The 24041-nt window shown below is 60.1% G+C and carries 26 protein-coding genes; 12 read left to right on the top strand and 14 right to left on the bottom strand.

The window, feature by feature from the left end; all coding sequences use genetic code 11:
* Positions 1-324: 324 nt before the first annotated feature.
* A complete protein-coding gene (locus tag ACFWW2_RS17595) occupies positions 325-660 on the bottom strand; it encodes a hypothetical protein (protein ID WP_393930112.1) in 336 nt (111 codons plus the stop codon).
* A gap of 420 nt (positions 661-1080) precedes the next feature.
* Positions 1081-2352, bottom strand: coding sequence for a hypothetical protein (locus ACFWW2_RS17590; protein ID WP_393930109.1), 1272 nt, complete (start codon positions 2350-2352; stop codon positions 1081-1083).
* Between the two features lie 290 nt (positions 2353-2642).
* Here ACFWW2_RS17590 and ACFWW2_RS17585 point away from each other — a divergent pair, with 290 nt between their 5' ends.
* The 5 genes from ACFWW2_RS17585 to ACFWW2_RS17565 all read left to right on the top strand — a co-directional run bounded on the left by ACFWW2_RS17585 (position 2643) and on the right by ACFWW2_RS17565 (position 7244).
* A complete protein-coding gene (locus ACFWW2_RS17585) occupies positions 2643-3452 on the top strand; it encodes a LytTR family DNA-binding domain-containing protein (protein ID WP_393930106.1) in 810 nt (269 codons plus the stop codon).
* A 556-nt stretch (positions 3453-4008) separates the two neighbouring features.
* Complete coding sequence (locus ACFWW2_RS17580) at positions 4009-5418, top strand: sensor histidine kinase (protein ID WP_393930104.1); 1410 nt, start codon at positions 4009-4011, stop codon at positions 5416-5418.
* Positions 5415-6023, top strand: coding sequence for a response regulator transcription factor (locus ACFWW2_RS17575; RefSeq protein ID WP_393930102.1), 609 nt, complete (start codon positions 5415-5417; stop codon positions 6021-6023). Before ACFWW2_RS17580 ends, ACFWW2_RS17575 begins: the two co-directional genes overlap by 4 nt.
* 92 nt (positions 6024-6115) lie before the next feature.
* Entirely contained in the window at positions 6116-6598 is a 483-nt protein-coding gene (locus ACFWW2_RS17570; protein WP_393930100.1) for a GlcG/HbpS family heme-binding protein, read from the top strand.
* 55 nt (positions 6599-6653) lie between these two features.
* A complete protein-coding gene (locus ACFWW2_RS17565; RefSeq protein WP_393930098.1) occupies positions 6654-7244 on the top strand; it encodes an ankyrin repeat domain-containing protein in 591 nt (196 codons plus the stop codon).
* Positions 7245-7686: 442 nt separating this feature from the next.
* Here ACFWW2_RS17565 and ACFWW2_RS17560 read toward each other — a convergent pair whose 3' ends face one another.
* Positions 7687-8562 carry a LysR family transcriptional regulator gene (locus tag ACFWW2_RS17560; RefSeq protein WP_393930096.1) on the bottom strand — a complete coding sequence of 292 codons (876 nt, stop codon included), beginning with the start codon at positions 8560-8562 and terminating at the stop codon, positions 7687-7689.
* A gap of 98 nt (positions 8563-8660) precedes the next feature.
* Between ACFWW2_RS17560 and ACFWW2_RS17555 the strand changes: the two genes are divergently transcribed.
* The gene (locus tag ACFWW2_RS17555) at positions 8661-9719 is read left to right on the top strand and encodes a sodium-dependent bicarbonate transport family permease (protein ID WP_393930094.1); all 1059 of its coding nucleotides are present in this window, start codon (positions 8661-8663) and stop codon (positions 9717-9719) included.
* Between the two features lie 36 nt (positions 9720-9755).
* Here the strand turns inward: ACFWW2_RS17555 and ACFWW2_RS17550 are convergent, their stop codons facing one another.
* From ACFWW2_RS17550 to ACFWW2_RS17515, 8 genes are all read right to left on the bottom strand, one after another.
* The gene (locus ACFWW2_RS17550; RefSeq protein ID WP_393930092.1) at positions 9756-10103 is read right to left on the bottom strand and encodes a hypothetical protein; all 348 of its coding nucleotides are present in this window, start codon (positions 10101-10103) and stop codon (positions 9756-9758) included.
* A 94-nt stretch (positions 10104-10197) separates the two neighbouring features.
* Positions 10198-10971: a precorrin-4 C(11)-methyltransferase gene (gene cobM / locus ACFWW2_RS17545; protein ID WP_393930090.1), complete on the bottom strand. Its 774-nt coding sequence runs from the start codon at positions 10969-10971 to the stop codon at positions 10198-10200.
* Positions 10972-11047: 76 nt separating this feature from the next.
* Positions 11048-12856, bottom strand: a complete 1809-nt coding sequence (gene cobJ, locus ACFWW2_RS17540; RefSeq protein WP_393930087.1) for a precorrin-3B C(17)-methyltransferase — start codon at positions 12854-12856, stop codon at positions 11048-11050.
* Positions 12847-13593: a precorrin-2 C(20)-methyltransferase gene (cobI, locus tag ACFWW2_RS17535; protein WP_393930124.1), complete on the bottom strand. Its 747-nt coding sequence runs from the start codon at positions 13591-13593 to the stop codon at positions 12847-12849. The genes cobJ and cobI overlap by 10 nt, the downstream gene beginning before the upstream one ends.
* A complete protein-coding gene (gene cbiE, locus ACFWW2_RS17530) occupies positions 13590-14792 on the bottom strand; it encodes a precorrin-6y C5,15-methyltransferase (decarboxylating) subunit CbiE (protein WP_393930084.1) in 1203 nt (400 codons plus the stop codon). Before cbiE ends, cobI begins: the two co-directional genes overlap by 4 nt.
* Positions 14785-15426: a precorrin-8X methylmutase gene (locus tag ACFWW2_RS17525; protein WP_393930082.1), complete on the bottom strand. Its 642-nt coding sequence runs from the start codon at positions 15424-15426 to the stop codon at positions 14785-14787. The genes cbiE and ACFWW2_RS17525 overlap by 8 nt, the downstream gene beginning before the upstream one ends.
* Positions 15427-15472: 46 nt before the next feature.
* Positions 15473-16666: a sirohydrochlorin chelatase gene (locus tag ACFWW2_RS17520; protein ID WP_393930080.1), complete on the bottom strand. Its 1194-nt coding sequence runs from the start codon at positions 16664-16666 to the stop codon at positions 15473-15475.
* Positions 16663-16872 carry a DUF6732 family protein gene (locus tag ACFWW2_RS17515; RefSeq protein ID WP_393930078.1) on the bottom strand — a complete coding sequence of 70 codons (210 nt, stop codon included), beginning with the start codon at positions 16870-16872 and terminating at the stop codon, positions 16663-16665. Before ACFWW2_RS17515 ends, ACFWW2_RS17520 begins: the two co-directional genes overlap by 4 nt.
* A 262-nt stretch (positions 16873-17134) precedes the next feature.
* Between ACFWW2_RS17515 and ACFWW2_RS17510 the strand changes: the two genes are divergently transcribed.
* Positions 17135-17599: a GNAT family N-acetyltransferase gene (locus ACFWW2_RS17510; RefSeq protein WP_393930076.1), complete on the top strand. Its 465-nt coding sequence runs from the start codon at positions 17135-17137 to the stop codon at positions 17597-17599.
* A gap of 132 nt (positions 17600-17731) precedes the next feature.
* Entirely contained in the window at positions 17732-18706 is a 975-nt protein-coding gene (locus tag ACFWW2_RS17505; protein ID WP_393930074.1) for a glutathione S-transferase family protein, read from the top strand.
* Positions 18707-18916: 210 nt separating this feature from the next.
* On the opposite strand, the gene ACFWW2_RS17500 is transcribed toward ACFWW2_RS17505, so the two are convergent.
* Positions 18917-19327, bottom strand: coding sequence for a response regulator (locus ACFWW2_RS17500; protein WP_393930072.1), 411 nt, complete (start codon positions 19325-19327; stop codon positions 18917-18919).
* 201 nt (positions 19328-19528) lie between these two features.
* On the opposite strand from ACFWW2_RS17500, the gene ACFWW2_RS17495 reads away from it, so the two are divergent.
* The 4 genes from ACFWW2_RS17495 (at position 19529) to ACFWW2_RS17480 (ending at position 23008) form a co-directional block, all read left to right on the top strand.
* Positions 19529-19903 carry a DUF1636 family protein gene (locus ACFWW2_RS17495; protein ID WP_393930070.1) on the top strand — a complete coding sequence of 125 codons (375 nt, stop codon included), beginning with the start codon at positions 19529-19531 and terminating at the stop codon, positions 19901-19903.
* Positions 19900-20835: a threonine-phosphate decarboxylase gene (locus tag ACFWW2_RS17490; protein WP_393930068.1), complete on the top strand. Its 936-nt coding sequence runs from the start codon at positions 19900-19902 to the stop codon at positions 20833-20835. The genes ACFWW2_RS17495 and ACFWW2_RS17490 overlap by 4 nt, the downstream gene beginning before the upstream one ends.
* Positions 20832-21737, top strand: coding sequence for an adenosylcobinamide-phosphate synthase CbiB (gene cbiB, locus ACFWW2_RS17485; RefSeq protein WP_393930066.1), 906 nt, complete (start codon positions 20832-20834; stop codon positions 21735-21737). Before ACFWW2_RS17490 ends, cbiB begins: the two co-directional genes overlap by 4 nt.
* 107 nt (positions 21738-21844) lie before the next feature.
* A complete protein-coding gene (locus ACFWW2_RS17480) occupies positions 21845-23008 on the top strand; it encodes a lytic murein transglycosylase (protein WP_393930064.1) in 1164 nt (387 codons plus the stop codon).
* Here ACFWW2_RS17480 and ACFWW2_RS17475 read toward each other — a convergent pair.
* Together ACFWW2_RS17475 and ACFWW2_RS17470 are read right to left on the bottom strand one after the other, a co-directional pair.
* Positions 22995-23432, bottom strand: a complete 438-nt coding sequence (locus ACFWW2_RS17475; RefSeq protein WP_393930062.1) for a hypothetical protein — start codon at positions 23430-23432, stop codon at positions 22995-22997. The two genes, ACFWW2_RS17480 and ACFWW2_RS17475, sit on opposite strands and share 14 nt — an antisense overlap.
* A 24-nt stretch (positions 23433-23456) precedes the next feature.
* The gene (locus ACFWW2_RS17470) at positions 23457-23858 is read right to left on the bottom strand and encodes a hypothetical protein (RefSeq protein WP_393930060.1); all 402 of its coding nucleotides are present in this window, start codon (positions 23856-23858) and stop codon (positions 23457-23459) included.
* Positions 23859-24041: the final 183 nt, after the last annotated feature.

Here is a 24041-nt window from a genome sequence, read left to right as displayed (position 1 = left end):
GTGAACTTGAAAAACATCCTTGGCCAAATCTAGGCCGACTGTCTTAACTGTCATTGGGTGGCTCCTATCCTAGCAGTTGATGATAACTGCACTTTGGCACATTCGATGCCGGTGGAGCAGGAGCCACCCACCTCATCCGGTCTGGGCCGTCCCTGCCGATGGCACCGGACCGGAGCCGCGAACATGCTGCGACCGAACTAATGGCGGCGGAGAGCCGATTTTTCAGATTTTCTGTACCGAAGCCAAAGTCCACTTTCGGAAAAGTGATCATTTGAAGCTCGGCGGAACCGGCCCTAACTGCGCGTTGACCGCAGCGTCTTTAATCTAACAATACAACCGTCTGATCTCGCGGATCGCCTCACCCGGTACGGTGTTCTCATCTGGGACTTCCCCGGTGGCGACCCATCTAGAAAGTTCTGGCTGGGTGCAATGCAGTTCGAGCACCCCGTGAAAGGCGCTCAGCTTGCCCTCGCTACCGACATAGATGCTGTGCACGTCGCTGAAGACCTCAGTCAGATAAGCGGCAGACCATTGCTGTGAGTATACTAGGGTCGTGTCATAACTCGCCGGGTAGAGTTCTTCACGATAGACAGACACCAGCCCCTCCGCTGCGACACTGCCGGCCAGCGGAACCAAAAAAGCAAAAAGGGATGAGGTCATAAAGAGGCGCATGTTTGTCTCCAATTGTAGTTTGGACATATCTTATCTATCTGCACGTGAGTGCGCAAAGACCGCTAGCTGCCGTCGGCGCACTATGCGGCGAAGGTCGGGAAAATCCCGCGATGTGTGAGTTCGCCACCTTCAAGATTTCGCGGTTGCGGCGAAAGTCCGGTCTGACGGGCGCACCGGAGCATCTGATATCGTCGACGGACGGCGGCTTTGGGCCGGTTTACCTCGCCGGGCACCCCAGATCACGCCGATGCCGCGCCGCATCAGAGGTTTGCAACGAGCCCAAGTTGAATGATGCTGCGCTCACCCTGAATGGCTGCTGTTCTGCATCTAGCCCAATCATAGGCATAGTTGCTCCCGCGCACTCTTCGCACGCGGGAGCTATTGTTTCGTTCCGCCACCAAACCAGGATCAGTGCAGAGAGAAGTTGCACCGAACGGTGTAGTGTCCCCCATGGTCGACATAGGTTACAGTCTCGCTCGGTGTGCTGGTCGAGCCGTCGCGGGACTCATGAGGTGCGTCGAGAATGACCGCTAAAGTCCGGACATTCTCAAACACTTCGGGATTGACTGCCCCAGAAACCCACGCGCCGACAAGCCCGGCAAGCGCTCCGACGACCAAGCCGATAAGTGACCCAATCAAGGGAGCAACCGATGTGCCGATCGCGCCGCCGATTGCGGCCCCTGCGGCAGCACCTGCAGCCGCAGAAACAGCGGTGATGAGGGCACTCAGATCATCGGCGCTTGCTGCGGCAAGGTCATCAAGGATCTCAACAAACCTATCGTTCGCATCCTTCTCGGACATGAGCAAATTGACTAGGAAGGTGTGCGGAAAGTCCAGTCCTGTCAGGCCCCAATTGTTAAGCACAAAGGGAGGTGAGAAGGTTCGGTCGTCGCCGGTCCGGAAATCGCCTGCGGACACGGGCCCAAACGTGCCAATCAACGCATCCGTAGGCGCGTTCTCCATACCCGATGTGTCCGTTCCACCCAATTCGATCTCGTCAGCACCCATCTCGCCACCGTCGGTGTCGCTGATGCAGTCAACCCGGTGCAGATTGAAGCGCAGCTCTGACATCGGCGTAGGTGTCGAGGGCGGGTTGCCCTGTCCATTGCCCGGGTCCATCATTGCCAGCATCACGCCGCCGTCGATGAAACGCCAACCCCAGATCCGACTAAGATAACCGCGCGTGACTTTCGGAAGCGGGGCAGAGGCCGACCAGGCTCGGATCTCAGCGCGCAGCTCTGGTGTCAGTTTTGCCAGCGCAGCCAGCGCCGTGCCCCGAACCCGGGCGGCTTGCCTGTCAACAATGGGCTTGCCGGTGCGGCGATCTATCTGGAGCGGGCCGAACAGCTCTTTCATCGAGCTGCGATCATACGCGCTGGTGTCGTCCTTCACGTCGATCATCTTCGCCGTCTTTGCCATGATCCGGGCTTCGCGCTTGCGATCTTCGCCCAGTTCTTCGGCCGAGCGCCTGAGATACCGTATGACTTTCTCTGTGCCGATTCCGGCAACGTCCTTGGCAATGCGCATGTTCTGCCAAGGGACGGCGATCTTCCCACCCGGTTTCCGGTCTGACCGCGAAAGCAATTCAAGTGCGCTCTTGTCTTGCTTCAACGCTTCGGAGAATTGATTTGCCGGTTTGGCTTGTCCGGTAAGCATGGTTTCAAGCGCGTCGGTAAGCATCTTCGCGCCAAGATCCGTCTCAAATTCGCTTAAGGCGACTGCAGCGTCGCGTACTTCCTCAAAGCCAACCTTGATTGGTTCTCTCATAACTTATCTCCTATTTAGCTTCTGGGAGGGTGCTTTCAGTAACTCCAAACTGCGGCACGCGCTGATCTCCGGTGAAAATGACTTGGTCGTCGCAATGCCTGATGGTTTGGGGGTGGACGTCAGGCCGGCAACCCGAAATTCGCAAAATGTCTTGGAAAAATCGGCATTTGGCAGAACTTCCATTTTGCGTTACGTGAAATGGCATGGGATTCTGGCTGCTTAGAAAATCACTGGTCGTTTTGATCATGGTCGTGCTTGCCGTCGTGGTAGGGCCGTTCGGAACCTACGAGGCGCTTTCCCTAAGCCAGCGCGCCGTGTACTGGAGCGTCGCGTTACTGGGCGTGGGCTTTTTCATGGAGGTGGCCATCGTCTTGACGCTGACCCATCCGGCGCTAGCGCATATTGACCATTACATCCGGCTGTTTGGGGCTGTGCTGTTTGCGGCGGTGCCCGGAGCGGTAGTCATCCTCTTTCTCGAGGGGTTGTACCGCGAAGTCATCCCGACTCCTGCTTTCGGGCTGACGATCTGGCTCTTTGTGGCCGTAGTGGGCTGCATTATGGGGCTGATCGAGTATCGCAAGGGTGGATTCTTGCCAGTGAAGATGCCCACGCCAGAGATGGCCCCTTTACCGCCTGAGAAAGCCTCCTCGCGCCCGCACACCCCTGGCGAGGTGTTTCTGCGTAGACTGCGACCTGATCTGGGTCGAGAACTGGTATCGCTATCCATTCAGGACCATTACCTCGAAGTCGTGACGCGGGCTGGGTCCGAAACGTTACTAATGCGGATGGCCGATGCCGAGGCGGAACTGGACGGCTATCCGGGAATGCGTGTGCACCGATCGCATTGGGTAGGGCTGGATGCCGTGAAGAGCCTGAATCGGTCGGGCAACAAGTGGACCGTTGATCTGCATGACGGACGGAGCCTGCCGGTGAGCCGGGAACTGGCCCCGGAACTGCGCGGCGCGTTAGATCGTGCGAGTGGATCCGGCATGATTAACACTCGCGGGGCCTAGGGAAAGTAGCGGCGCGCAGATTGTTGGCGATCCGGCAGAGATCGACCCAGCAAATAACAGTCCGGTCATTGGTGCCAATGACGCCAATGACAGCAATGTCCCGCGAACTGTGAGTTAGCTAGACGCCAAATCTTGCACATGCAGCGAATGACCGGAATGCGGGCTGCGATCGCAGCATCTCGACCGGTCGGTGAATGGCAGGAATGGGCCGTTCGTGTCGATGCTATCTGAGTCGATCCTACACGAGGCCACGAGGCGGAAAACGGTAGCTGTGAGCCCAAGGTTCCAAATGCTGTAAGCTGCATCAATGTCCACTTCTTCGCCTTGATGATATTGTGAAATATGACGGGTCCTTTCGATACGGGGTCTCAATTGAATTGGCATCGCGGCAAAGCCTCGTAACCGTAGAAATACGGATTGGTGTTTGCACCCACAGCTGCGATGAATAGAAATGACTGTCTCACGCCCAAAAAATTTCTGGCGAAACACGTTACTATGGGCGTGTGCCGTCGTGCTCGCGCTCAGCGGTTTGGCGTTTTTTGAGCGGCAAAACCTCGTGCGTGAACTGACGGTCAAAAGTGAAACGCTGCATCGTCTGGTGTCTCAACGCGCGGATCAGCATGATGCGCATTTAACATCGCTATCTGCGATTTTTGTGGCGGGTGGGGTTGCACGGCAGGATTTGTTGCTCGACGTGGCCGCGACGATCAAGCGGTTTTACCCTCGGATTACGTCGGTGAATGTCGTGCCATACGATCCTTCCCAACCCGTGATAGAAGCGCAGCCCAGCCTTTCTGCACAGGCGAGGGAGCGCGTCGTTGAACTGGCCCGCGGCTCGACCGGGGCGTTGCAAATCGGGCAAATGCCCGACGTGCCAGATCACTACCTGCTCGTGAAACGGACCCCCAATTCTGAAGCAGCACAGCATGGTTTGGCGCTGGTGATCGACGCGAGAGGGTTGGTCGCCACAGACGAGCCGTTTTGGGACGCGCCATCTGTGTCCTTGCGTCTTTCAACGCCGGACAGCCAAACGGCATTGGTGGGTCAACTTCAATCACAAGAGGCCGGGTTCTCCAAGCCGCTTGGCAGTGCGTCTCAGCCTTTGATGTTTGAGACATCTTTGGCCGTTGATCTGTCTGACCTCTTGCCAGTCGGAAAAGTGCTGTCTGTTATCGCACTGGTCACGGCGCTCCTTTTGCTGTCAGCTTTCGGTTTCAAACAACGCGCGCGCACCAAAGATGCAGAGAACCGCGCGAAACTCAGCGCGCAGGAAACCCGGCTGGCCCATGCCTCCCGCGTCAATGCGATGGGTGAAATGGCCAGCGGCATGGCGCATGAACTGGCGCAACCGCTGACCGCGATCCTGAGCCAAGCACAGGCTGGCCGCCACTTGGCGCGGCGCGGTGATGTTGACCGTCTTGGTACGGTGTTGGATGACACGGTTTCGCAAGCGCAGCGCGCGGCGAATATCCTTGAGCGCCTGCGACGGTGGAGCAAACCAAACCGTGCGCCGTCTGAAGCCTGTTCCGTCCATGAAGCCGCGCAAAGTGTTGAGAATCTGCTGGCATTGGAGGCGAAGACGAACGGGGCTGCCATGACCCTTTCGTTGCATGCTGGCCCACTCTTTGTTGATGCCGATCCGGTCGAGTTGGAACAGGTTGTGTTCAACCTGGTGCGCAACGCGCTTGATGCCTCGGACGCGGCACAGGTCACGATACGCACGCATGTTGATGGTGGGTCCGTCATTCTGGACGTCAGCGATAATGGGCCTGGGGTGCCTGACCATCTCAAGCCCCGCGTCTTTGAACCATTCGTGACAGGCAAGCCGGACGGAACCGGGCTTGGCCTCGCGCTGTGTCATAGGCTGGTTGAGGAAATGGGCGGTGATATCATGCTGCTGGACAACACTGTCCAGACTACGTTCCGTCTGTCCCTGCCGCTCTCAACCAAGGTGGCGGCGCCATGACCAACCACGTCTACCTTGTTGATGATGATGAGGCGGTCCGGAGCGCCCTGAGCCTTCTGTTGGAAACTGTCGGGCTGACTGTGCGCAGCTTTGCATCACCCGAGACATTCTTGGCACAAGCGGCAGATCTGACGCCGGGGTGTCTGATCCTTGATATCCGGATGCCCGCGATTTCGGGTCTGAAACTCCAAGAAAAGCTGACGGAGCAAGGCGTGACTTGGCCCACTGTTATCATCAGTGGCCACGGTGACATAGAGGCGTGCAGGCGCGCGTTTCGCAATGGTGCGGTTGATTTCCTCAGCAAGCCGGTGGACGAAAATGACCTGATTGACGCAATCCAAAAGGGCCATACGGAATTGGAGAAACGCAGGCAAGCTTTGGAAGAACGCGCAGAAGCGGTGGCGTTGGTGCGTCACCTGTCCACGCGGGAACAAGAAGTTCTTGAGATGATCGCAAAGGGTTTGACCACAAAGCAAATCGCAGATGCGCTGACCCTGTCGCCCCGTACGGTTGAAAGTCACCGTGCAGCGATTGCAGCCAAAGCGGGCACGTCTTCAGCGGCGGAACTCACGCGGTATTGGCTGGATGCAAAGGCGGATCAGTAGAACTACGGACACCTTTGCGGATGCTACGAATATCACGGGTCATGACTGCGAATTAGAACCGGAGCATCAGTTCAACAAAAGGAAATACACCAATGATCCGCTCTATTGCTCTTTCGACCGCTCTGCTGACACCCATCGCAGCCTTTGCCCAAGATCTGCCAACAGCGCCTTACTTGCCGCTCGACATGGCGACCTCTGCCGCACAGGCCGCAGTCGCCACCTGCTCTGCCGAAGGCCACAACCTCAGCGTTGCAATCGTTGCGCGCAGCGGTGAGACCAAAGTGCTTTTGCGCGCTGACAATGCAGGCCCGCATACTGTCGGTTCCAGCACAGGCAAAGCGTTCACATCCTCCAGCATGGGCCGTGACACGGCAGGTCTTGCGGGCTTTATCGGCAGCAACCCTGAAAATGGCGGTTTGCGCGATATGGACAGCCGTCTGGTGATACAGGCTGGCGGTCTGCCCATCCGGATCGGAGGTGCATTGATCGGTGGTATCGGTGTCGGTGGCGCGCCATCCGGCGCAATCGACGAAACATGCGCCCGTGCCGGTCTTGACGCAATCGGCGCTGAATAAATCACACTGCCCGTCCCTTCAGCGGGGCGGGCCCCTCTTTTTGAAAGGTAGCACCATGCTTCGTTCCCTTCTCTTCGCTTTGGCCATCGCCGCCGCCGGGTCTGCCCATGCGCAAACGGCCCCATCTGCCTCTGACATCGCGTCTTATACAGGCTTGCACCTAGCCGCCCACGAGGGCGACGTGGATGAGATCAGCCGTTTGATCGCAGCAGGTGCCGATGTGGATGTCCGAGATCGGTCACAGCGCACGCCCGCACATGTCGCAGCATTTGCATCACATGATAATGTGCTGATCGCACTGGCCAATGGTGGCGCGGATATGAACGCCCTCGAAAATCGTGTTCATGATGTGTTGACCATCGCAGCCGTTGCAGATGACCCGGAAATGGTGTCACTGGCGATGGAGCTTGGAAACGCGCCGGATCTGATCACCAGCGTTTACGACGGCACAGCCCTGATCGCTGCTGCCCATCTTGGACATCACGACGTGGTCGCGCGTCTTGTCGAAGGTGGCGCACCACTGGATCATATCAACAATCTGGCGTGGACGGCACTGATTGAAGCGGTCGTATTGGGCGACGGAGGCCCTGACCACATCAAGACTGTGCAAATCCTCGTTGATGCAGGTGCAGACAAATCCATCTGAGATCGCGATGGGGTAACGCCGCTGCAACACACCACGTCACGCGGCTACGCCGAAATGGTCGAAATCCTCAAGTAAGGCGTTTGGCGATGAGCCGATTAAGACCGTGATCTTTTAGGGCCGCAGCGCATACCAAGCTTGTTGCAACCTTCCTATTGCCGCCGTGGGCGCAATCACAGCGAAATGGCGCCTTGTCCCGAATTGTGTAAGTTAACGACCACCTGATTTTGCGGTTGCGGCGAATGTCAGCAATGCGGGCCGCGACCGCAGCATTCGAACGGGGTGTAGAGAGTCTGGTATGTGCCGACACCTCCACCCCTTAACCCTTCCTTCACCTTTCCCACCGCACGCCCCGTTAACCCACCCTACCGTACGGTGGGGTCCGACGTTTTGCCGACGCAAGTCCGACGTGATGCCGATACGGTTTTCGCAGGGGCTCCTGGCATTAACCGCTTCCCCCCAGGTTAACCCCGATCAGCCGCTCCAATTCCGGATGCGGGAAACTCCGGCGGACCGTTACGGCGAAAAAACTCTCCGAGATATTCAGATCAAACGGCGCCGTCCGCAGCCGCCCTGACGCGATTTCATCCGCCAGCACCACTGTCGGGGCCACAGCCAGCCCTGTATCTGCCCGCGCCAGAAGCCGCACCATCGCCATGTCATCCACATCCGCCACAATCCGCGGCGACACGCCCAACCTTGCCACCAGACTGTCAAACGCCACCCGTATGGCGTTGTCTGTCGGTACGATAAGTGGTTCATTTTTCAGTATTTCTTTCAGTGATCCGTGGTGCATCCGGGCCGACACACCATGCAGCGCCACGGTCTGTTCGGCAATGCGATGGGCCGTGAAATCGCCCCCAGCCTGTGGCGGCTCCGTCGTCAAAACCACATCCAGCGCCAGCGATGTCAGCGCCTCGAACAGCACCCGCGCGCTCCCTGATTTCAGCACCAGATCTACATCGCCCCTGCCAAGAACCGGTTCCAGAAACCGCAACTGAAAATTCCGGGACAGGGTCGACAGCGCCCCAACCCGCAATGGCGTCTTAACATCACCGCTTGACGCTAAAGTGGCCAGTAGTTCCGCCCCCGTTCCAAAAATCCGATCCGCATGATCCAGCACAATCCGCCCCACCTCTGTCAGCTCCAATCGTCGGCCGACCCGGTCAAACAGGGCATGGCCCAGCCGTGCCTCTAACTGCTTGATTTGTATAGACAACGCCGACTGCGACAGATTCACACGCTCCGCCGTACGGGTCAGGTTGCCATCATGGGCGACCGCATGAAAGTAGCGCAAGTGGTGATAGTTCAGATTATCCATAGTTCTATTTTTTAGAATGATACTGGATAATCTTTATATTTTTAATGCGACCAGATCTACTGCATATCCCCTGCAACACCAGATCAAAGGGGGTCCGCATGGACATCGTCATCGAAATCGCCACCACAATGGTCGCCCAGATGCAAAAGCCGACACTGGCATTTCTCTTGGGTGGCATGATGCTCGCCGCCTTGGGTAGCAAGCTGGAAGTCCCTGATCCCGTTTATAAATTCATCGTCATCCTGCTTTTGCTCAAGGTCGGGCTGGGAGCGGGTATATCCATTCGCGAGGCTGATTTTGTCTCACTCATGGTGCCGGCCATTGGTGCTGCCGTCATCGGGATCGCCATTGTTCTGCTTGGCAGCCAGACACTCGCCCGCTGGCGCGGCGTTTCACCGATGGACGGCATGGCCACCGCCGGTCTTTTTGGCGCGGTTTCTGCCTCCACCCTCGCCGCTGGCATGGCCATGCTGGACAGCGAAGGCATCTTTTACGAAGGCTTCATCGGTGCGCTCTATCCGTTCATGGATATCGCCGCGCTGGTCACTGCGATCGTGCTTGCCCGGATGAGCGCGGCACGCAAGACCGTCAGTGCAACCGGTGGCGGGACTGCGACCATGACGGTCGGCGGCGGGACAGGTGGCGCCAACTTCAATAGCGATCTTGTCAAGGGCATCCTTGTGGACACACTGCGCAGCCCCGCCATCTCGGCCTTGCTTCTGGGGATCATGATCGGCCTCTTCGCCCGGCCAGAGAGCGTCTATGAAAGCTTCTATGAACCACTTTTCCAGGGGCTTTTGTCAATCCTGATGCTGATCATGGGGATGGAAGCATGGTCGCGGCTGTCAGAACTGCGCAAGGTCGCCCACGCCTATGTCCTTTATGGGATCACCGCACCGATCATCCATGGGCTTCTAGGTTTCGGCATTGGCCTTGCCGCCCATCACCTGACCGGCTTCTCTGCTGGTGGTGTGGTGTTGCTATCGATCATGGCAGCCTCAAGCTCCGATATCTCCGGCCCGCCCACGATGCGCGGTGCCCTGCCAGACGCGAACCCGTCCGCCTATGTCGGCTCATCAACCGGCCTTGGCACGCCCGTCGCGATCCTGAGCATCCCGCTCTTTATCGCGCTGGCAGACCAATTCATCGGGTTCTAGACAAGATAAGGCCATCGCCGCATCTGCGGCGATGGCTCAATTGCCGATCAGCCCGGCGGGCACAAAGTCCGGGCGCACGAAATCTGCGGCCGGTTTATCCGCCACGGGCGTCAGCCATTTGAATTCGAACACCCGCTCATCATCCTCATCCACGGATGATACAACCAGGCACTGATACAAATGCTTGGGCCCATCATAAATGTCGACGTGACCGCGCAACCGCTCAGACCCATCCAGATCAAGGGCAAAGCCCCCATCCCAGAACCGCCGAATGCGATAGGTATCATCCCCATCATGCACCACCAGCCGATCCTTGCGCATCAGCGCAGCTTTCCGTGCTTCTTCCAAACCCTGCCGCACGGCCTCAGGCAAAAACGTATACATCACTAACCCCTCCAAGCATGACCGAGGATGACCCAAGTATAGTAAATTTCAAGTAACGATATCCGTGCCTCTGCGCACAAATCCCGAAAAACCCTTATAAATTTGCCTTCACGCGCGGGCGCAGGACATGCGGTTTGGCCGCATCATACAGTGCGCTATCCGGAAACCCGTGCGAATCAGCCAATGCAGGCCCCACGAGAATCAGCGCGGTCCGCGTAATCTTGGCCGCCCGCACCTTCTCACGCACATCCGTCAGCGTCCCCCGGATAATCATCTGGTCGGGCCAGCCCACCCGGTAGATCACCGCGACCGGACAATCCGCGCCATAGTGCGGCACTAACTGCCGCTCAATCTCGCGCAGCGCCCTGATGCCCAGGTGAATGGCCAGCGTCGCCCCGGATCGCGCGAAATTCTCCAGCGTCTCGCCAGCTGGCATCGACGTCGATTTCATCGACATCCGCGTCAGCACGATGGATTGCGCCACCTCCGGCACGGTCAGTTCCGTTCCCAAAGCCGCTGCAGCAGCCGCGTAGGCCGGCACACCCGGGATGATCTGATAATCAATCCCATCGGCTTTCAACCGCCGGATCTGCTCCGCTATCGCCCCATAGAGCGACGGATCGCCCGAATGCACCCGCGCCACATCCTGCCCCTTCGCATGCGCCTCCAGGATCACCCCATGCGTCTCATCCAGCGTCATCGGGGCCGTATCCATCACCAGCGCACCAGCCGGCGCACAGGCCACAACCTCCGCAGGCACCAGCGACCCGGCATAAAGACACACAGGACAGGCGCCGATCACCCGCGCCGCCTTCAGCGTCAAAAGCTCAGGGTCACCCGGCCCGGCACCGATAAAATAGACAGTCATTTCTTTCTTCCATAAATACTCCCGCCGGAGGCAGCGGGATGGCGGATGGGGCGCATTTCGCGATAGCGAAACAGCGTCATCCAGCCAGATCCCCATCAATCTTGCGGGCATAGCCGCGCGGCGTATACATCCGCGGCCCGTCACCCAGTTCCGCCAACCGCGAATGAGATGACCCCACCAGAACAACGGTCAGCATATCCACCTCATCCACCTGCAATTCGTCCAACCGGCGATACCGCACATGCTCCTCCGGTCGGCCCAGCGACGATGCCAACATCACCGGCGTGGCCCCTGGTCGATGCTTTAGCAGGATATCCCGCGCTTCTGCCAACAATGTCCGCCGCCGCATCGACACCGGATTGTAAAAGGCAATCACGAAATCCCCCTCTGCCGCCGCCCGCAGACGTTTGATGATATCCTCACGCGGGGTCAGCAGATCAGACAGCGAAATCGCACAGAAATCATGGCCCAACGGAGCCCCTGCCCGTGCCGCAGCCCCCTGCAACGCACTCACACCCGGCGAACAAACCACCTCAACCCGGCGCGCCGCATCCGACACACCCATCTTATCCGGCCCACGATCCAGCAACTCGAACACAAGCGCCCCCATCGCGTAAATCCCCGCATCGCCCGAACAGACAAGCGCGACATTCTTACCCTTGCCCGCCTGCTCCAACGCGTAGCGGCAGCGATCCTCTTCACCGCCCAATGGAAAATCCGACCGGTCCTTGCCCACAGCCAACGGCCCCAGCAGATCGATATAGAGTCCATATCCCACCAGCTCATCCGCCTCGGCCACCAACCGCGACACCTCCGGCGTCCGCCAGGCCGCCTGCCCCGGACCAATACCCACAACCGACAACCGGCCCCGCGCCCGGCCGCGCAGTTCCACCAAGGGCTCAGGGGCCACTACCAACGCGCAGGTCGCGTTCGGGGTCTTGCGTTTCGTCACCATAAACTCACCCTTCGGCCCGGCCTGCGCCAGTGCCGCAGCCTCAGCCACGCCATGCGTGCCCACTTCCGCAAAGACGACCTCCGACGGGTTGACCAGCCTCGGCGTCTCCGCCTCCAACGCATCCGCCTCGAACAACCGCAAAGGCACGGCCAGATCATCCGCCAATGTAATTATCGCAGGTTCATCCGCCTTCAGCGTGATCGTGTTCACCGAATGCACTGCCTCGGGCGCCACCCCGGCCTCTGCCAGCACATCGGCAACCAGTCCCGCCAATTCCTCCGGCGGACAATTCCGCGCGCAGCCCACACCCAGCGTTAGCCGCTGCGGTGCAAACTGCAGATGGGCAGGTCCCAGATCATCTTGCCGCGCCATCGCGCAGGTCAAACGCACCGCGTCGCCCTTCGGCAACTCAGCCAGCCACGGCGCATCACCACACACATCCGCACCGCCACCCGACAGCAATGCGGCCATTGCACCTTTCGCATCGTCGCGGTTCACCAGCCGCCACCCCGCAGGCGGCGCATCCAGCGCCACGCCCAGCGCCACATCCCCCGCCGTCGTCACTGCCGCCACAGCGCCCAGTGCCTCCGCAATCTGTGCCGCCAACCGGTTTGCCCCACGATGCCCGCCCAGCAGCGGCACCACCACAGCCCCATCATCCGAGACCGAAATCACCGGCGGCTCTGTCGTCTTGTCCGCCAGCAACGGAGCCACCGCGCGGATCAGGATGCCGGATGCACAAATCCCCACGACTGGCACACCGGCCGCAAACAGATCACGCGCATGGTCCAGCGCATTGGGAAAGAACGCGTCTGCGTTGTCCACACGGCCCTCGCGGCCATGCACCTGCGCACCCAACACCCCGGCGACGCGATGCGCCGTTTCCTCACCCGACCGGGACAACGCAAGCACGACAGGTTTCACAGCCATGGATCGGCCCCTTTGGTCAGTAAGATCATCGAAAAATAGGGGGCCGTGTCCGGCGCCTCCGCCAGCGGCAGCACAACCTCTTCCGGCAATGTCGCCCGCTCCACATAAACCGCCTGTTCCGTCAGACCCAGGCCATCGATCACCGCGCGTATCTTCGGTAGATGGCGACCCACCTTCATGATCGCCACGCTTTCGGCCCCATCGATCCGGGCGCGCAGCTCATCCTCGGGCAATGGCCCCGGCAACACCGTCAGCCGCTCATTCCGCGCCGCCAATGGCATGCCTGCCCGCGCCGCACAGGCGGTGATCGACGTGACGCCTGGCACCACCTCAACCCGATAACGGCCCGCCAGCCGAGCAAAGAGATACATGAAAGAACCATAGAAAAACGGATCCCCCTCACACAGGCACACAACGTCTTGACCCGCATCCAAAGCTTCGGCAATCCGCGCGGCGCCATCGTCATAAGCGTCCTGCGCAGGCGCGCGCTCCACGCTCATCGGCACATCCATCACGATCTCTTCAGCCGCCGCCGGGATCAACCCCGCCGCAATCCCACGGGCAAAACTCTCCGCCCCCGCCAATGTCGGATAAGCGATGACGGCGGCCCCCTCAATCAACCGCGCCGCGCGCAAGGTGATCAGGTCCGGTGCCCCCGGCCCCACGCCCACCCCGTAAAGCACCCCACGGGATGGCGGGAGGGGCGCATTGGCATCGCCAACAGCGTCTCCCGTCATCGCTTCACCAAACTCCACTGCGTCACCGGCATCAGCGGGCGCCAGCCGGTCAAACGACCCACAGGCTCCGCCCGATGCACCGACAGCTTCACCAGATCGCCACCGCGCTCCTTATGCAGCGCGATCAGCTCTGCCTCACTCTCCAGCGTCACCGCGTTGGCCACCATCCGACCCAACGGACGCAAGGCATCCCACGCCGCGTCAAATGTCTCGCGGCTCAACCCGCCGCCAATAAAAATCGCATCCGGCGCATCCAGCCCTTCCAGCGCATCCGGCACAACCCCGTCCACCAGTTCCAGCTTCGGCACACCCAGCGCCAGCGCATTCGCCGCCGCCATCGCCCGCCTGTCGGCGCGTGGCTCGATCCCCACGGCACGGGCATAACGGGCCGCCCGCATCCACTCGATCGCGACCGATCCGCAACCACAACCAATATCCCACAGCAGCGCCCCGCGCATCGGCATCAGCTTGGCCACCGTGGCTGCGCGCACCTCCTGCTTGGTCATCGTCCCATCGGACTGAAACAGATGATCCGCCAACCCCGGCACACGGGGCAACAACGCGGCATCCGGCGCGGCGATGCATTCGACAGCCAGAGTGTTGAACGCCGGCACCACATGATCCCAGTTCGCGGCGACACCATCAAACCGGGCCTCATTCTTGCCCCCCATCGCCGCCAGCACGGTCATCTTCGACTGGCCAAAGCCGCGCTCGGTCAGGAACCGGGCAATCTGCGCCGGCGTCTCCTCGCCCGTGGTCAGCACCAGCAGCCGCGCATCCGGCTGGATAAAGGCGATCATCTGCTCGACCGGGCGGCCATGCACCGTCAGCGTCTCCACATCCGGCAGGGACCAACCCATGCGGGCGGCGGCCAACTGAAACGCCGACAATTGCGGATGATAAACGATCTGCGCAGGGTCAATTGCCCGGCCAATCTTGGCCCCCACCGAATACCAAAGCGGGTCACCAGTGGCGAGCACGACAACACGCCGCCCCCGCAACCCTTCAATGGTCTCGATCAGCGCGTCAAACGGATGCGGCCAGGCCATCCGCTCCGCCACCAGATTATCCGCCAGCGTATGATGCCGCTCACCACCGATAATAATCTCGGCGGCCTCCACAACAGCGCGGGTGGCAGGCAACAGCCCGTCCATCCCGTCTTCGCCAATACCGACGATATGCAGCCAGGGATCAGACATCTTCCGGCAACCCCGCTGCCAGCGCATTCACCGCGGCTGATGCCATGGCCGACCCGCCACGCCGCCCGCGCAAGGCGACATATTCGCAGCCACGCGGATCGCGAGCGAGTTCCGCCTTGCTTTCAGCGGCGCCCACAAAGCCAACCGGAAAGCCCAGAATGACGGCAGGCTTGGGCCAGCCTTTTTCCAATAGTTCCAGCAGATGAAACAGCGCTGTCGGGGCATTGCCGATCGCCACAACGGCACCGGCCAGATGGTCGCGCCACAACTCCACCGCCGCCGCAGACCTTGTATTGCCAATCTCCAGCGCAAGGCCCGGCACTGCCCCATCATTCAACGTCACGATCACCTCATTCTGTGCAGGCAGATAGCGGCGGATAATCCCCGCCCCCACCATCTCGCAATCGCACAGCACAGGCGCACCCGCCTGCAAGGCCGCCTGTCCCACCGCAGCGGCATGGGCGGAATAGGACAGGCGATCCGCAATTTCGACCATGCCGCAAGCATGGATCAGGCGCGTCATCAACGGGCGCATATCGGTCGGAAACCGGTCCAGACGCGCCTCATCACGCACGGTGGCAAAGCTCTGAGCATAGATTGCCTGCGGGTCTTTTTCATACGGTCTCAACAGCATACCTCATCCGCGATGGACGCCAATTTTCTTGCAAGAAAATTGCCCCCTAGCCCCTCGTCTTGCGTGCGCTTTCCGGACCATGCGGATGGTCCGCATGAGGGTATGGCGCGTGATGATGGTGATGATCATGGTCGTGATCATGATGGTGGTGGTGATGGTCATGCGCATGCTGCGCCTCCAGCCGGCACATCCCCGTGCAGAACGTATCGCACAGCGTGCAATCCGCCACGTTCGACCCCGGCGCATTGGCACCTTGCCCTTCGACATGGTGGTGATGGCTTTCCTGCACGGCACCAACCTCAGCCTCGAAACCCACAACCTGCACCCGGTACTTGCACAGCACACAGGTCGGCGGCGGCACAGCACCAAAGGCCGGATGGTTGCGATCCTCCGCCTTAATATGCAGATGCCCGCCATCCTCCAGCGCCAGCACCTGTTCGCGATAGCCGCAAATCCCGCAATTGGGCGGTGGCGTGTCGCTGTCCTGCTCCATGATCCGCTCAGCAAAGGTTTCCAGCACCTTGGGATGGTCGCCCAGATACCCGGCCTTCACGAACTCGATACCGGGATGCTCTGCCGCCACCTGATCGGTGAACCCATAGATCCGGTCGATCAGAATGCCCGAGAACAGGAAATACGGGAACACGATGACACGCTTATAGGGCAGCATCGCCACATGTTGCAGACACGGCTCCACCAGTGGGAATGTCACCCCGGAATAACCCACCTCGCACCAGCCGAACCCCATGCCTTCCTGCAGCATCCGGGCAATCTTGGACACATTGCCATTCGCATCCGGGTCAGAGGCACCACGCCCGATCACAACCAGACAGGTCTCGACCAGTGGCATCTCACCCAGTTCGGCATTGGCGCGGTCCAGAGCCTCCTGAATACGGCCGGCGGCAGCGGCGATCATCTTGGGATCAACACCCAACTCGCGTCCATAGCTGACCTGCATCCCATGCTTGGCCGCATAAGTATTCAGCACCGTCGGAATATCGTTCTTGGCATGCATCGCGGCAAACAGCATGCCCGGCACTGCCAGAATACGCTCGCACCCGGCCTCGCGCAGATTATCCAGACCATCGCGGATCACTGGATTGGCGAATTCCAGATAGCCGTAATCGGTGATCCAATCCGGGGGCAGGTAATCGGGAAGTTTCTCAGCGAGCACCGCAAATTCATCCACCGCCGACTGGCTGCGAGAGCCATGGCCGCAGATCATCACACCCGTTTTCATGCGGTTTCCTCTTCCAGCTCTTCGTCTTCCGGCTCCGGGTCTTTCTTCTGGCCTTTCAGCGCGCCCCAGATTGCGGCCAGCCCGGCCAGCCCAATCGCCGCCCCGGCGACCCAATGATCATGCCCTGCCAATTCGCCCCAATGACCGGGATGAGCCATCGCCGCAGAGCCTGCAAAAACCAGCATCAGGGAAAGCACAACACGCATCGGGTCCTCCGTTTCATATCACGACCAGAGGCCCGGATGATCCGGGATTTGACGACGTGGTGCTTGGGTCCCCGTTTTGGGTCAACCGCCGCACCTCCAACCGTTCTGGCCACATCGGGCTTCGTCTGCAAAGACGTATAAGGTGCGGAACCGCCCGGGGCAAACCGATATGCGACAGTTCGGAACAATCCGGCGGCAGCGTATCGGTGAAACGACGCGGGGTTATTGCCACTCCTCCTGGGCGCAGGCATCTTCCACCCTCATGAACCATCAACCCACCATCCGCGCAGCCGGCCCCGGCGATCTTGAAAACCTTCAGGATCTCTACGCGCAGATGACCCCGAACCAGCAGCGTTGCCCGCCAGAGATCGCCACCGATATCCTGACGCGGTTCGAAAAATACGATGGCAGCGCCATCCTTCTGGCCGAGATTGACAAGACCCTTGTCGCATCCTGCGCGCTGATCATCGTCCCAAATCTGACCAGAGGCGGGGCACCCTTCGCCCTGATCGAAAACGTGGTAACCGATACGGGCCACCGGCGTCAGGGCTACGGCAAGCTGATCCTGAATGCCGCCGCTGACCTTGCATGGCAGTGCGGGTGTTACAAGGTCATGCTGCTGGCGGGATCGCTGGAACCATCGATACTGTCCTTCTACGAAGGGGCCGGATTTGCCCAGTCAAAGACCGGTTTTCAAATGCGGCGGTCGCCAAAGCGCCCCGCGTAAAGCGCCCGAACAGCCACCAAAGCACACCAAATCCGGCCCTATGTGCAGTTGCGCACGGTCCCTGCGCCTCGGTCCGCATTGGTTCATTAACGCAATTGCGCTAACTCCTCCCCCAGCAATAGGAGCATCGCAATGGGCCAACTGGTTGACGGCGTCTGGAATGACGTCTGGTATGATACGAAATCGACAGGCGGGGCGTTCAAACGGTCCAACGCAAAGTTCCGCAACTGGATCACCGCGGACGGGTCCGCCGGACCATCCAGCGAGGGCGGGTTCAAAGCCGAATCCGGACGCTACCACCTCTATGTTTCCTACGCCTGCCCTTGGGCGCACCGAACGCTTGTCTTCCGCAAGCTGAAGGACCTGACCGATCACATCAGCATCTCGGCCGTCCATCCCGACATGCTGTCCGACGGCTGGACGTTCGAGACCGATGACAACGGGGCCACCGGCGATACGCTCTACGGGCTGCCTTTTGCACGGGACATATACATCAAAGCAGACCCGAACGTCTCTGGCCGGGTGACCGTACCGATCCTCTGGGACAAACAACGCGAAACCATCGTGTCCAACGAATCCTCCGAAATCATCCGGATGTTCAACAGCGCCTTCAACGACATCACCGGCAATAGCGATGACTTCTGGCCGACAGACCTGCAGGCCGACATCGAACCCGTCAACGACCGGATCTACGACACACTCAATAACGGGGTCTACAAATCCGGCTTCGCCACCACGCAAGAGGCTTATGACAAGGCCGTCCACCCGCTTTTCGATACGCTCGACTGGCTTGAGGACCGGCTGGGCCAAAACCGCTACCTGATGGGCGACCAGATCACAGAGGCTGACTGGCGGCTCTGGACGACCCTGATCCGGTTCGACATGGTCTATCACCAGCATTTCAAATGTAACCGCAAGCGGATTATGGATTACCCCAACCTGTTCGGGCTCACCCGCGAACTATATCAATGGGATGGGGTGGCCGAGACGGTCAATTTCGACCATATCGTGCGGCATTATCACTACAGCCACGAAACCATCAATCCAAACCGGATTATCCCGATCAACCCACAGATTGACTGGCGCGCGCCGCACGGGCGGGGCTAGGGGGCGTTAGCCTTTGGAAGATAGCACCGGTTTCGGGCAAAATTGCTCTGTTCCAGGAAACAGAGCGCAGGACTAGCCGGCTAATTCAAGCTCTGTTGACGCAGAAATGGGCAATTTTGGCGAAACCCCTGCGGGGCGCGGCGCATTTTGCCTCTGCCGTCGCGGATTTACCCTGCCGATCACCCACATCGCTGCGGTCAAATCAGCTTGTCAGCGGCAAAATGGTGTCGCGCCGGTGCTGTGTTCCAAAGGCTGACGCCCCCTAGGGCTGCCATAATGATGCACAATCGCCGCCAGATCGCGTGGCGGTGTCGCCGTCTCGATAAAGGCGCGGGCGTTGGCACTATGGTTAAAGATCGAGCCATCTGAAAAGAACGTGGTATCCGTGACGAAAACCACATTGGCATCAGGTTGGCGAAACTGTGCAAAATCCGCGACGGTCAGGGCGCTGCCTTCTGCCAACACCAGATCAAGAACGATCACGTCAAAATCCCGGCCTTCGACCATCTGAAGGGCCTCGGCACCGGTCTGCACGTGGGTGACATCCGCGTGCAAACGCTCAAGGTGTCGTTTCCACAACTCACCCAGGCTTTGGTTGCTTTGGACAATCAGGACGCGCATTTTGACTCCGTGTTTTAGACAGTTGTAATCGTACATGAAGGACTCGTTAAACAAAACGTGTTCCATCACAACTCTGCCCAAATTACTAACGAAGTATTAACGTGGACGTTAACCTGTACGAAAAGAGAGTTAAGAAAGCTTAACCTTGTGATTCCGGCGAAAATCCGCTTGGTAAGCAGCACAAAAGACAGGCGGAATTTCATGACAACCTGGATCACCACATGTGACACCTGCAAGCGCGAAGGCTGGGAAGACAGCGATATGGCGCAGACCGATGGCGAAAAACTCGCCACCCTGATCGAAATGGCGGCGACCGGGCTGACAAATGTCAGAACGCGGCGCGTATCCTGCCTGATGGGCTGCAAAAAAGGGTGCAACGTGGCCATCCAGGGACGCGACAAGCTGAACTACACGATCGGCGATTTCGAACCCAATACCGAATCCGCGTCTGGGATTGTGGCCTATGCCATGGCGCACGCCACATCGGATACCGGGCAGGTCCCCTATCGGGAATGGCCGCAGGCGATCAAGGGGCATTTCGTGACCCGTCACCCGCCATTGCCACAGGACGAATGACCCAAACACGCGACCATGGCGGCGGCCTTGATGCCGCCATCGCCCGATATGGCGGCGACAGGGCCGGTTGGCTGGACCTGTCGACAGGTATCAATCCGATGCCGTATCCGATGCCGCGCCTGCCCGCCGATGCATGGACCGCGCTGCCGGACCGCGCCGCATTCACGCAGCTTTACGCGCGCGCGCGCAGTTTCTGGAATATACCGGACGGTGCGGCGATCATTGGCGCCACCGGGGCATCGGCGATTATCGCGGCCCTGCCCGGCGCCCTGCCAAAGGGCGAGGTCTGCATCCCCGGACCGACCTATAACGAACATGGCGCCGCCTTTCGCGCGGCGGGCTGGAACTTGGGTCAAGACCCAAGCCACGTTGTGGTTGCTGTTCATCCCAACAACCCCGATGGGCACCTGTGGCAGGCGGGCGACCTGACAGCCGATATCACGGTGATTGACGAAAGCTTCTGCGATGTGGCCCCCGATCAATCCCTGATCCATCTGGCGGACCAACCCGGCACGGTTGTCCTGAAAAGCTTTGGCAAGTTCTGGGGGCTTGCCGGCCTGCGGCTAGGTTTCGCCATCGGCGATCCGGACATCATTGCCAAACTGACCGACCTGCTTGGCCCGTGGCAGATATCCGGCCCGGCGCTGGCCATCGGGTCAGAGGCACTGGCCGACCCACAATGGGCCGACGAAACCCGCGCCCGGCTGACAACCGACGCCGCCCGGCTGGACACGCTTCTGACCTCCAAAGGGGCGGAACTGGTCGGCGGCACCAGCCTGTTCCGGCTTTACAAGGTGAAAGACGCTGCCGCCGCCCAAGATCAGCTGGCCCAACATCACGTGTGGTCGCGCATCTTTCCTTATGCCGCTGACTGGCTGCGACTGGGTCTGCCCGCCCACGGACGCTGGGCACAATTGGAAGCCGCCCTGTGACCCTGATCCTTGGCATGCTGCTTGATGCCATCTTTGGCGAACCACGCTGGCTTTGGTCGCGCATCCCGCACCCCGCCGTGCTGACCGGTCAGCTGATCGGCTGGTGCGATGCCAAATTCAACAAGGGCGATCATCAGCGGCTGATGGGTACACTGACCATTGTTGAACTCTGCATTGCCGCCGCAGCGCTTGGCTGGCTCTTACAAGCGATCCCCGGACAGATCGTTGACATCATCGTACTGGCAATCCTGCTGGCGCAAAAATCGCTGGTCCAGCATGTGCAGGCGGTGGGCGACGCCCTGCGCCTGTCGCTGGGCGACGGGAAACGGGCGGTCGCCATGATTGTGGGGCGCGACACCCGCGATATGGACGAGGCCGCAGTTGCCCGCTCCGCCATCGAAAGCGCGGCTGAAAACCTCTCCGACGGGGTGATCGCCCCGATCTTCTGGTTCGCCGTGGCGGGGCTGCCCGGGCTTCTGGTTTACAAGGCCACCAACACCGCCGACAGCATGATCGGCTACCGGACACCCAGGCACGAGAAATTCGGCTGGGCCGCCGCCCGGTTCGATGACCTCCTGAACCTGATCCCGGCACGGATGACGGCGCTCCTGATCTGGGCCGTCACAGCGCGCCCCGACATGCGCAAGATCCTTGGCGATGCCAGGCTTCACCGTTCGCCCAACGCCGGCTGGCCAGAGGCGGCGATGGCCTACGGACTTGGCATCGCGCTCAGCGGACCGCGCAGCTACAACGGCACCATGCGGGACTATCCGCTTGTGAACGCCGAGGGCGAACGCCATCTGACACCGGATCATGTGGATGCGACTGTCAAAACGCTATGGCAGGTCTGGGTCCTGACGCTCGCGGGGGCATTGGCTATCTGGATCATCCAGCTGACCTAAAATGGCTTCTGTTGCGCAGATATCAGCGGATCGCTCAGGTGATGATGACTTTGCTTGCGCCCTCACACATCGCTGTTAACGTCGGCGCAAATTCGAAAGGATACCCCATGCGCCTCGCCCTCGCCTTCGCCCTTCTGGCCAGCACCGCCCACGCCCAGACCTGCGGTGGCCCGGTCGGCGCGTTTATCGAGGGGGTCAAGGCCGAGGCACAGGCTGCAGGCATCCCAGCCGCCACCGCCGACAGTTTCTTCCAAGGGGCGCAAATCGACGATGCGGTTCTGCGGGCCGACCGGGCGCAAGGGGTGTTCCAGAAGGATTTCATCAGCTTCTCGCGCGCTCTGATCAGCCAGAACCGGATCGACAACGGACGGGTCTACAGCCAGCGTAACGACGCGACATTCGACGCGATCGAGGCACGGTTCGGCATCCCGCGCGGCGTGCTTCTGGCGTTTTGGGCGTTCGAGACGGATTACGGTCAGGTCCAGGGCAGCTTCAACACCCGCAACGCGCTGCTGACACTGGCCCATGACTGTCGGCGGCCCGATCTGTTCCGCCCGCAACTGATCGCAGCAATTGAACTCTACCGGCGCGGCGGCATGAACCCCACCAGCACCACTGGCGCCTGGGCGGGCGAGATTGGGCAGTTGCAAAAACTCCCCCGTGAGATCGTGGAAAAAGGCATGGATGGCGATGGGGACGGGGTTGTCGACCTCAAATCCTCCTCTGCTGATGCGCTGATGACCGGGGCCAATGTGCTGTCCTCGCTGGGCTGGCGACCAAACGAACCCTGGCTGCAGGAAATCAACGTGCCCGCCAATCTTGACTGGGGCCTGACCGGCCTGAACAACAAGGCCACGGTCGCCGATTGGGCCGCGCGCGGGGTCACCGCGCGCAACGGCAGCCTCGGCCCCGCCAACCTGCCCGCCGCCGTCCTGCTACCCATGGGGCGGAATGGGCCAGCCTTCCTCGCCTATCCGAATTTCGACGTCTATTTCGACTGGAACAAAAGCTTCGTCTACGTCACCACCGCCGCCTATTTCGCGACCCGGCTGGAAGGCGCGCCGGTCTATAACGCCGGCAATCCCAGCCCCCCGCTGACAGGCTCGCAAATGCAGCAATTGCAGCAAAAACTGACGGCGCGCGGGCACGACGTGGGCGGGATTGACGGGATACTGGGAGCGAAAACACGCGAAGCGGTTCAGGCGGAACAGGTGCGACTTGGGTTACCCGCCGACGCATGGCCTACAGTGGATTTGCTCAACCGCCTTTAGACAGCCCGCCATTGCGTCGCATCCACAACCAACCGCGCAACCCGCTCAGCGCGAGCGCCCCCGCGAATACCGGGACAATCCAGGTGAGCGCCAGTGCCGCGATCGGAAACTGGGGACCCCGGGTCATACTGTGGCCCAATACCGACAGAACCATATTCAAGAGGGCAAAAACAACGAACAGAACTACCATAATAGGGACCAGCCCGGCATTCCCGGCATGCATGCGAAAGGCGATAACAGCCAGACCCACAGCAACGGTTCCTGCAACCGCAGCCACGCGAAATTCGGGCGTCACCTGCACCAGCGCACTTAATGCAACAAGCAAGGCGTTCACTGCCATGATCAAAACCGGCTGGCCCGCCATCCTGACAGCCTGACGGGCCGATGCGGCATCCTCGACCGGCAGCCAAAAGCCAAAAGCCAAAAAAAGAAGCCCGGGAACCCGACATTACAATGCCACCTCCATGGCAGCACGTTCACCTGCCTTGGCTCTGACCGCCCGCACCATCATGAACGCGCCTGACCATTCTGGATGGTCCGCAAACCGCCAGACCCCGTCGATCCGGGTCAGTGCGCCATTCAACACCCCTTCATAAACCGGATCATCCCCCTGGTCGAAACCGGCATAGGTCTTGCGAAACGACACATCATGACCATGGCGTGTCCCTGCCAGACGTGCAATCAGATCACTGCCCATATCAGACCGAAAGGTGTTGGGCTCGGTGATCTCGCCGCTCAGCGCACCTGCCTCTTCCTGCAAAATGGCTTCGAAGGACACCGGGAACAGACCCTCACCATAATCATAGCGGCCCATCCAGACACCGCTGAGTGTCGTGAAAATGTCAGTCATTGTCAGCAGTCTTTCCAAATTCTCGGGCCGATATGCGTCCTGCAACAGGTAAATCGTTAATGCAGCCACCGTGCGTTGGGGTCCGACGTTTTGCCGACGCAAATCCGACGCGATGCCGACCGCCCAATCCGGGGCGAATCGGTCATATATGAACACTCCGTGCGGATGGGTTGCATCGCCCCC

This window comes from Yoonia sp. R2-816 (assembly GCF_046762905.1).
Taxonomy (GTDB): Bacteria; Pseudomonadota; Alphaproteobacteria; order Rhodobacterales; family Rhodobacteraceae; genus Yoonia.
Note: the sequence above shows the minus strand (reverse complement) of the source record. Positions and strands in the feature narration are given on the sequence as shown.

Coding starts and splice junctions, on each gene's coding strand:
- ACFWW2_RS17490 (WP_393930068.1), top strand. CDS start 19,900: ATGACCCAAACACGCGACCATGGCGGCGGCCTTGATGCCGCCATCGCC.
- ACFWW2_RS17585 (WP_393930106.1), top strand. CDS start 2,643: ATGGGATTCTGGCTGCTTAGAAAATCACTGGTCGTTTTGATCATGGTC.
- ACFWW2_RS17575 (WP_393930102.1), top strand. CDS start 5,415: ATGACCAACCACGTCTACCTTGTTGATGATGATGAGGCGGTCCGGAGC.
- cbiE (WP_393930084.1), bottom strand. CDS start 14,792: ATGTCTGATCCCTGGCTGCATATCGTCGGTATTGGCGAAGACGGGATG.
- ACFWW2_RS17470 (WP_393930060.1), bottom strand. CDS start 23,858: ATGACTGACATTTTCACGACACTCAGCGGTGTCTGGATGGGCCGCTAT.
- ACFWW2_RS17495 (WP_393930070.1), top strand. CDS start 19,529: ATGACAACCTGGATCACCACATGTGACACCTGCAAGCGCGAAGGCTGG.
- ACFWW2_RS17525 (WP_393930082.1), bottom strand. CDS start 15,426: ATGCTGTTGAGACCGTATGAAAAAGACCCGCAGGCAATCTATGCTCAG.
- ACFWW2_RS17570 (WP_393930100.1), top strand. CDS start 6,116: ATGATCCGCTCTATTGCTCTTTCGACCGCTCTGCTGACACCCATCGCA.
- ACFWW2_RS17555 (WP_393930094.1), top strand. CDS start 8,661: ATGGACATCGTCATCGAAATCGCCACCACAATGGTCGCCCAGATGCAA.
- ACFWW2_RS17515 (WP_393930078.1), bottom strand. CDS start 16,872: ATGCGTGTTGTGCTTTCCCTGATGCTGGTTTTTGCAGGCTCTGCGGCG.
- ACFWW2_RS17550 (WP_393930092.1), bottom strand. CDS start 10,103: ATGTATACGTTTTTGCCTGAGGCCGTGCGGCAGGGTTTGGAAGAAGCA.
- ACFWW2_RS17480 (WP_393930064.1), top strand. CDS start 21,845: ATGCGCCTCGCCCTCGCCTTCGCCCTTCTGGCCAGCACCGCCCACGCC.
- ACFWW2_RS17560 (WP_393930096.1), bottom strand. CDS start 8,562: ATGGATAATCTGAACTATCACCACTTGCGCTACTTTCATGCGGTCGCC.
- ACFWW2_RS17500 (WP_393930072.1), bottom strand. CDS start 19,327: ATGCGCGTCCTGATTGTCCAAAGCAACCAAAGCCTGGGTGAGTTGTGG.
- ACFWW2_RS17510 (WP_393930076.1), top strand. CDS start 17,135: ATGAACCATCAACCCACCATCCGCGCAGCCGGCCCCGGCGATCTTGAA.
- ACFWW2_RS17505 (WP_393930074.1), top strand. CDS start 17,732: ATGGGCCAACTGGTTGACGGCGTCTGGAATGACGTCTGGTATGATACG.
- cobI (WP_393930124.1), bottom strand. CDS start 13,593: ATGACGGGAGACGCTGTTGGCGATGCCAATGCGCCCCTCCCGCCATCC.
- cobM (WP_393930090.1), bottom strand. CDS start 10,971: ATGACTGTCTATTTTATCGGTGCCGGGCCGGGTGACCCTGAGCTTTTG.
- ACFWW2_RS17565 (WP_393930098.1), top strand. CDS start 6,654: ATGCTTCGTTCCCTTCTCTTCGCTTTGGCCATCGCCGCCGCCGGGTCT.
- ACFWW2_RS17595 (WP_393930112.1), bottom strand. CDS start 660: ATGACCTCATCCCTTTTTGCTTTTTTGGTTCCGCTGGCCGGCAGTGTC.
- ACFWW2_RS17520 (WP_393930080.1), bottom strand. CDS start 16,666: ATGAAAACGGGTGTGATGATCTGCGGCCATGGCTCTCGCAGCCAGTCG.
- ACFWW2_RS17590 (WP_393930109.1), bottom strand. CDS start 2,352: ATGCTTACCGACGCGCTTGAAACCATGCTTACCGGACAAGCCAAACCG.
- cobJ (WP_393930087.1), bottom strand. CDS start 12,856: ATGGCTGTGAAACCTGTCGTGCTTGCGTTGTCCCGGTCGGGTGAGGAA.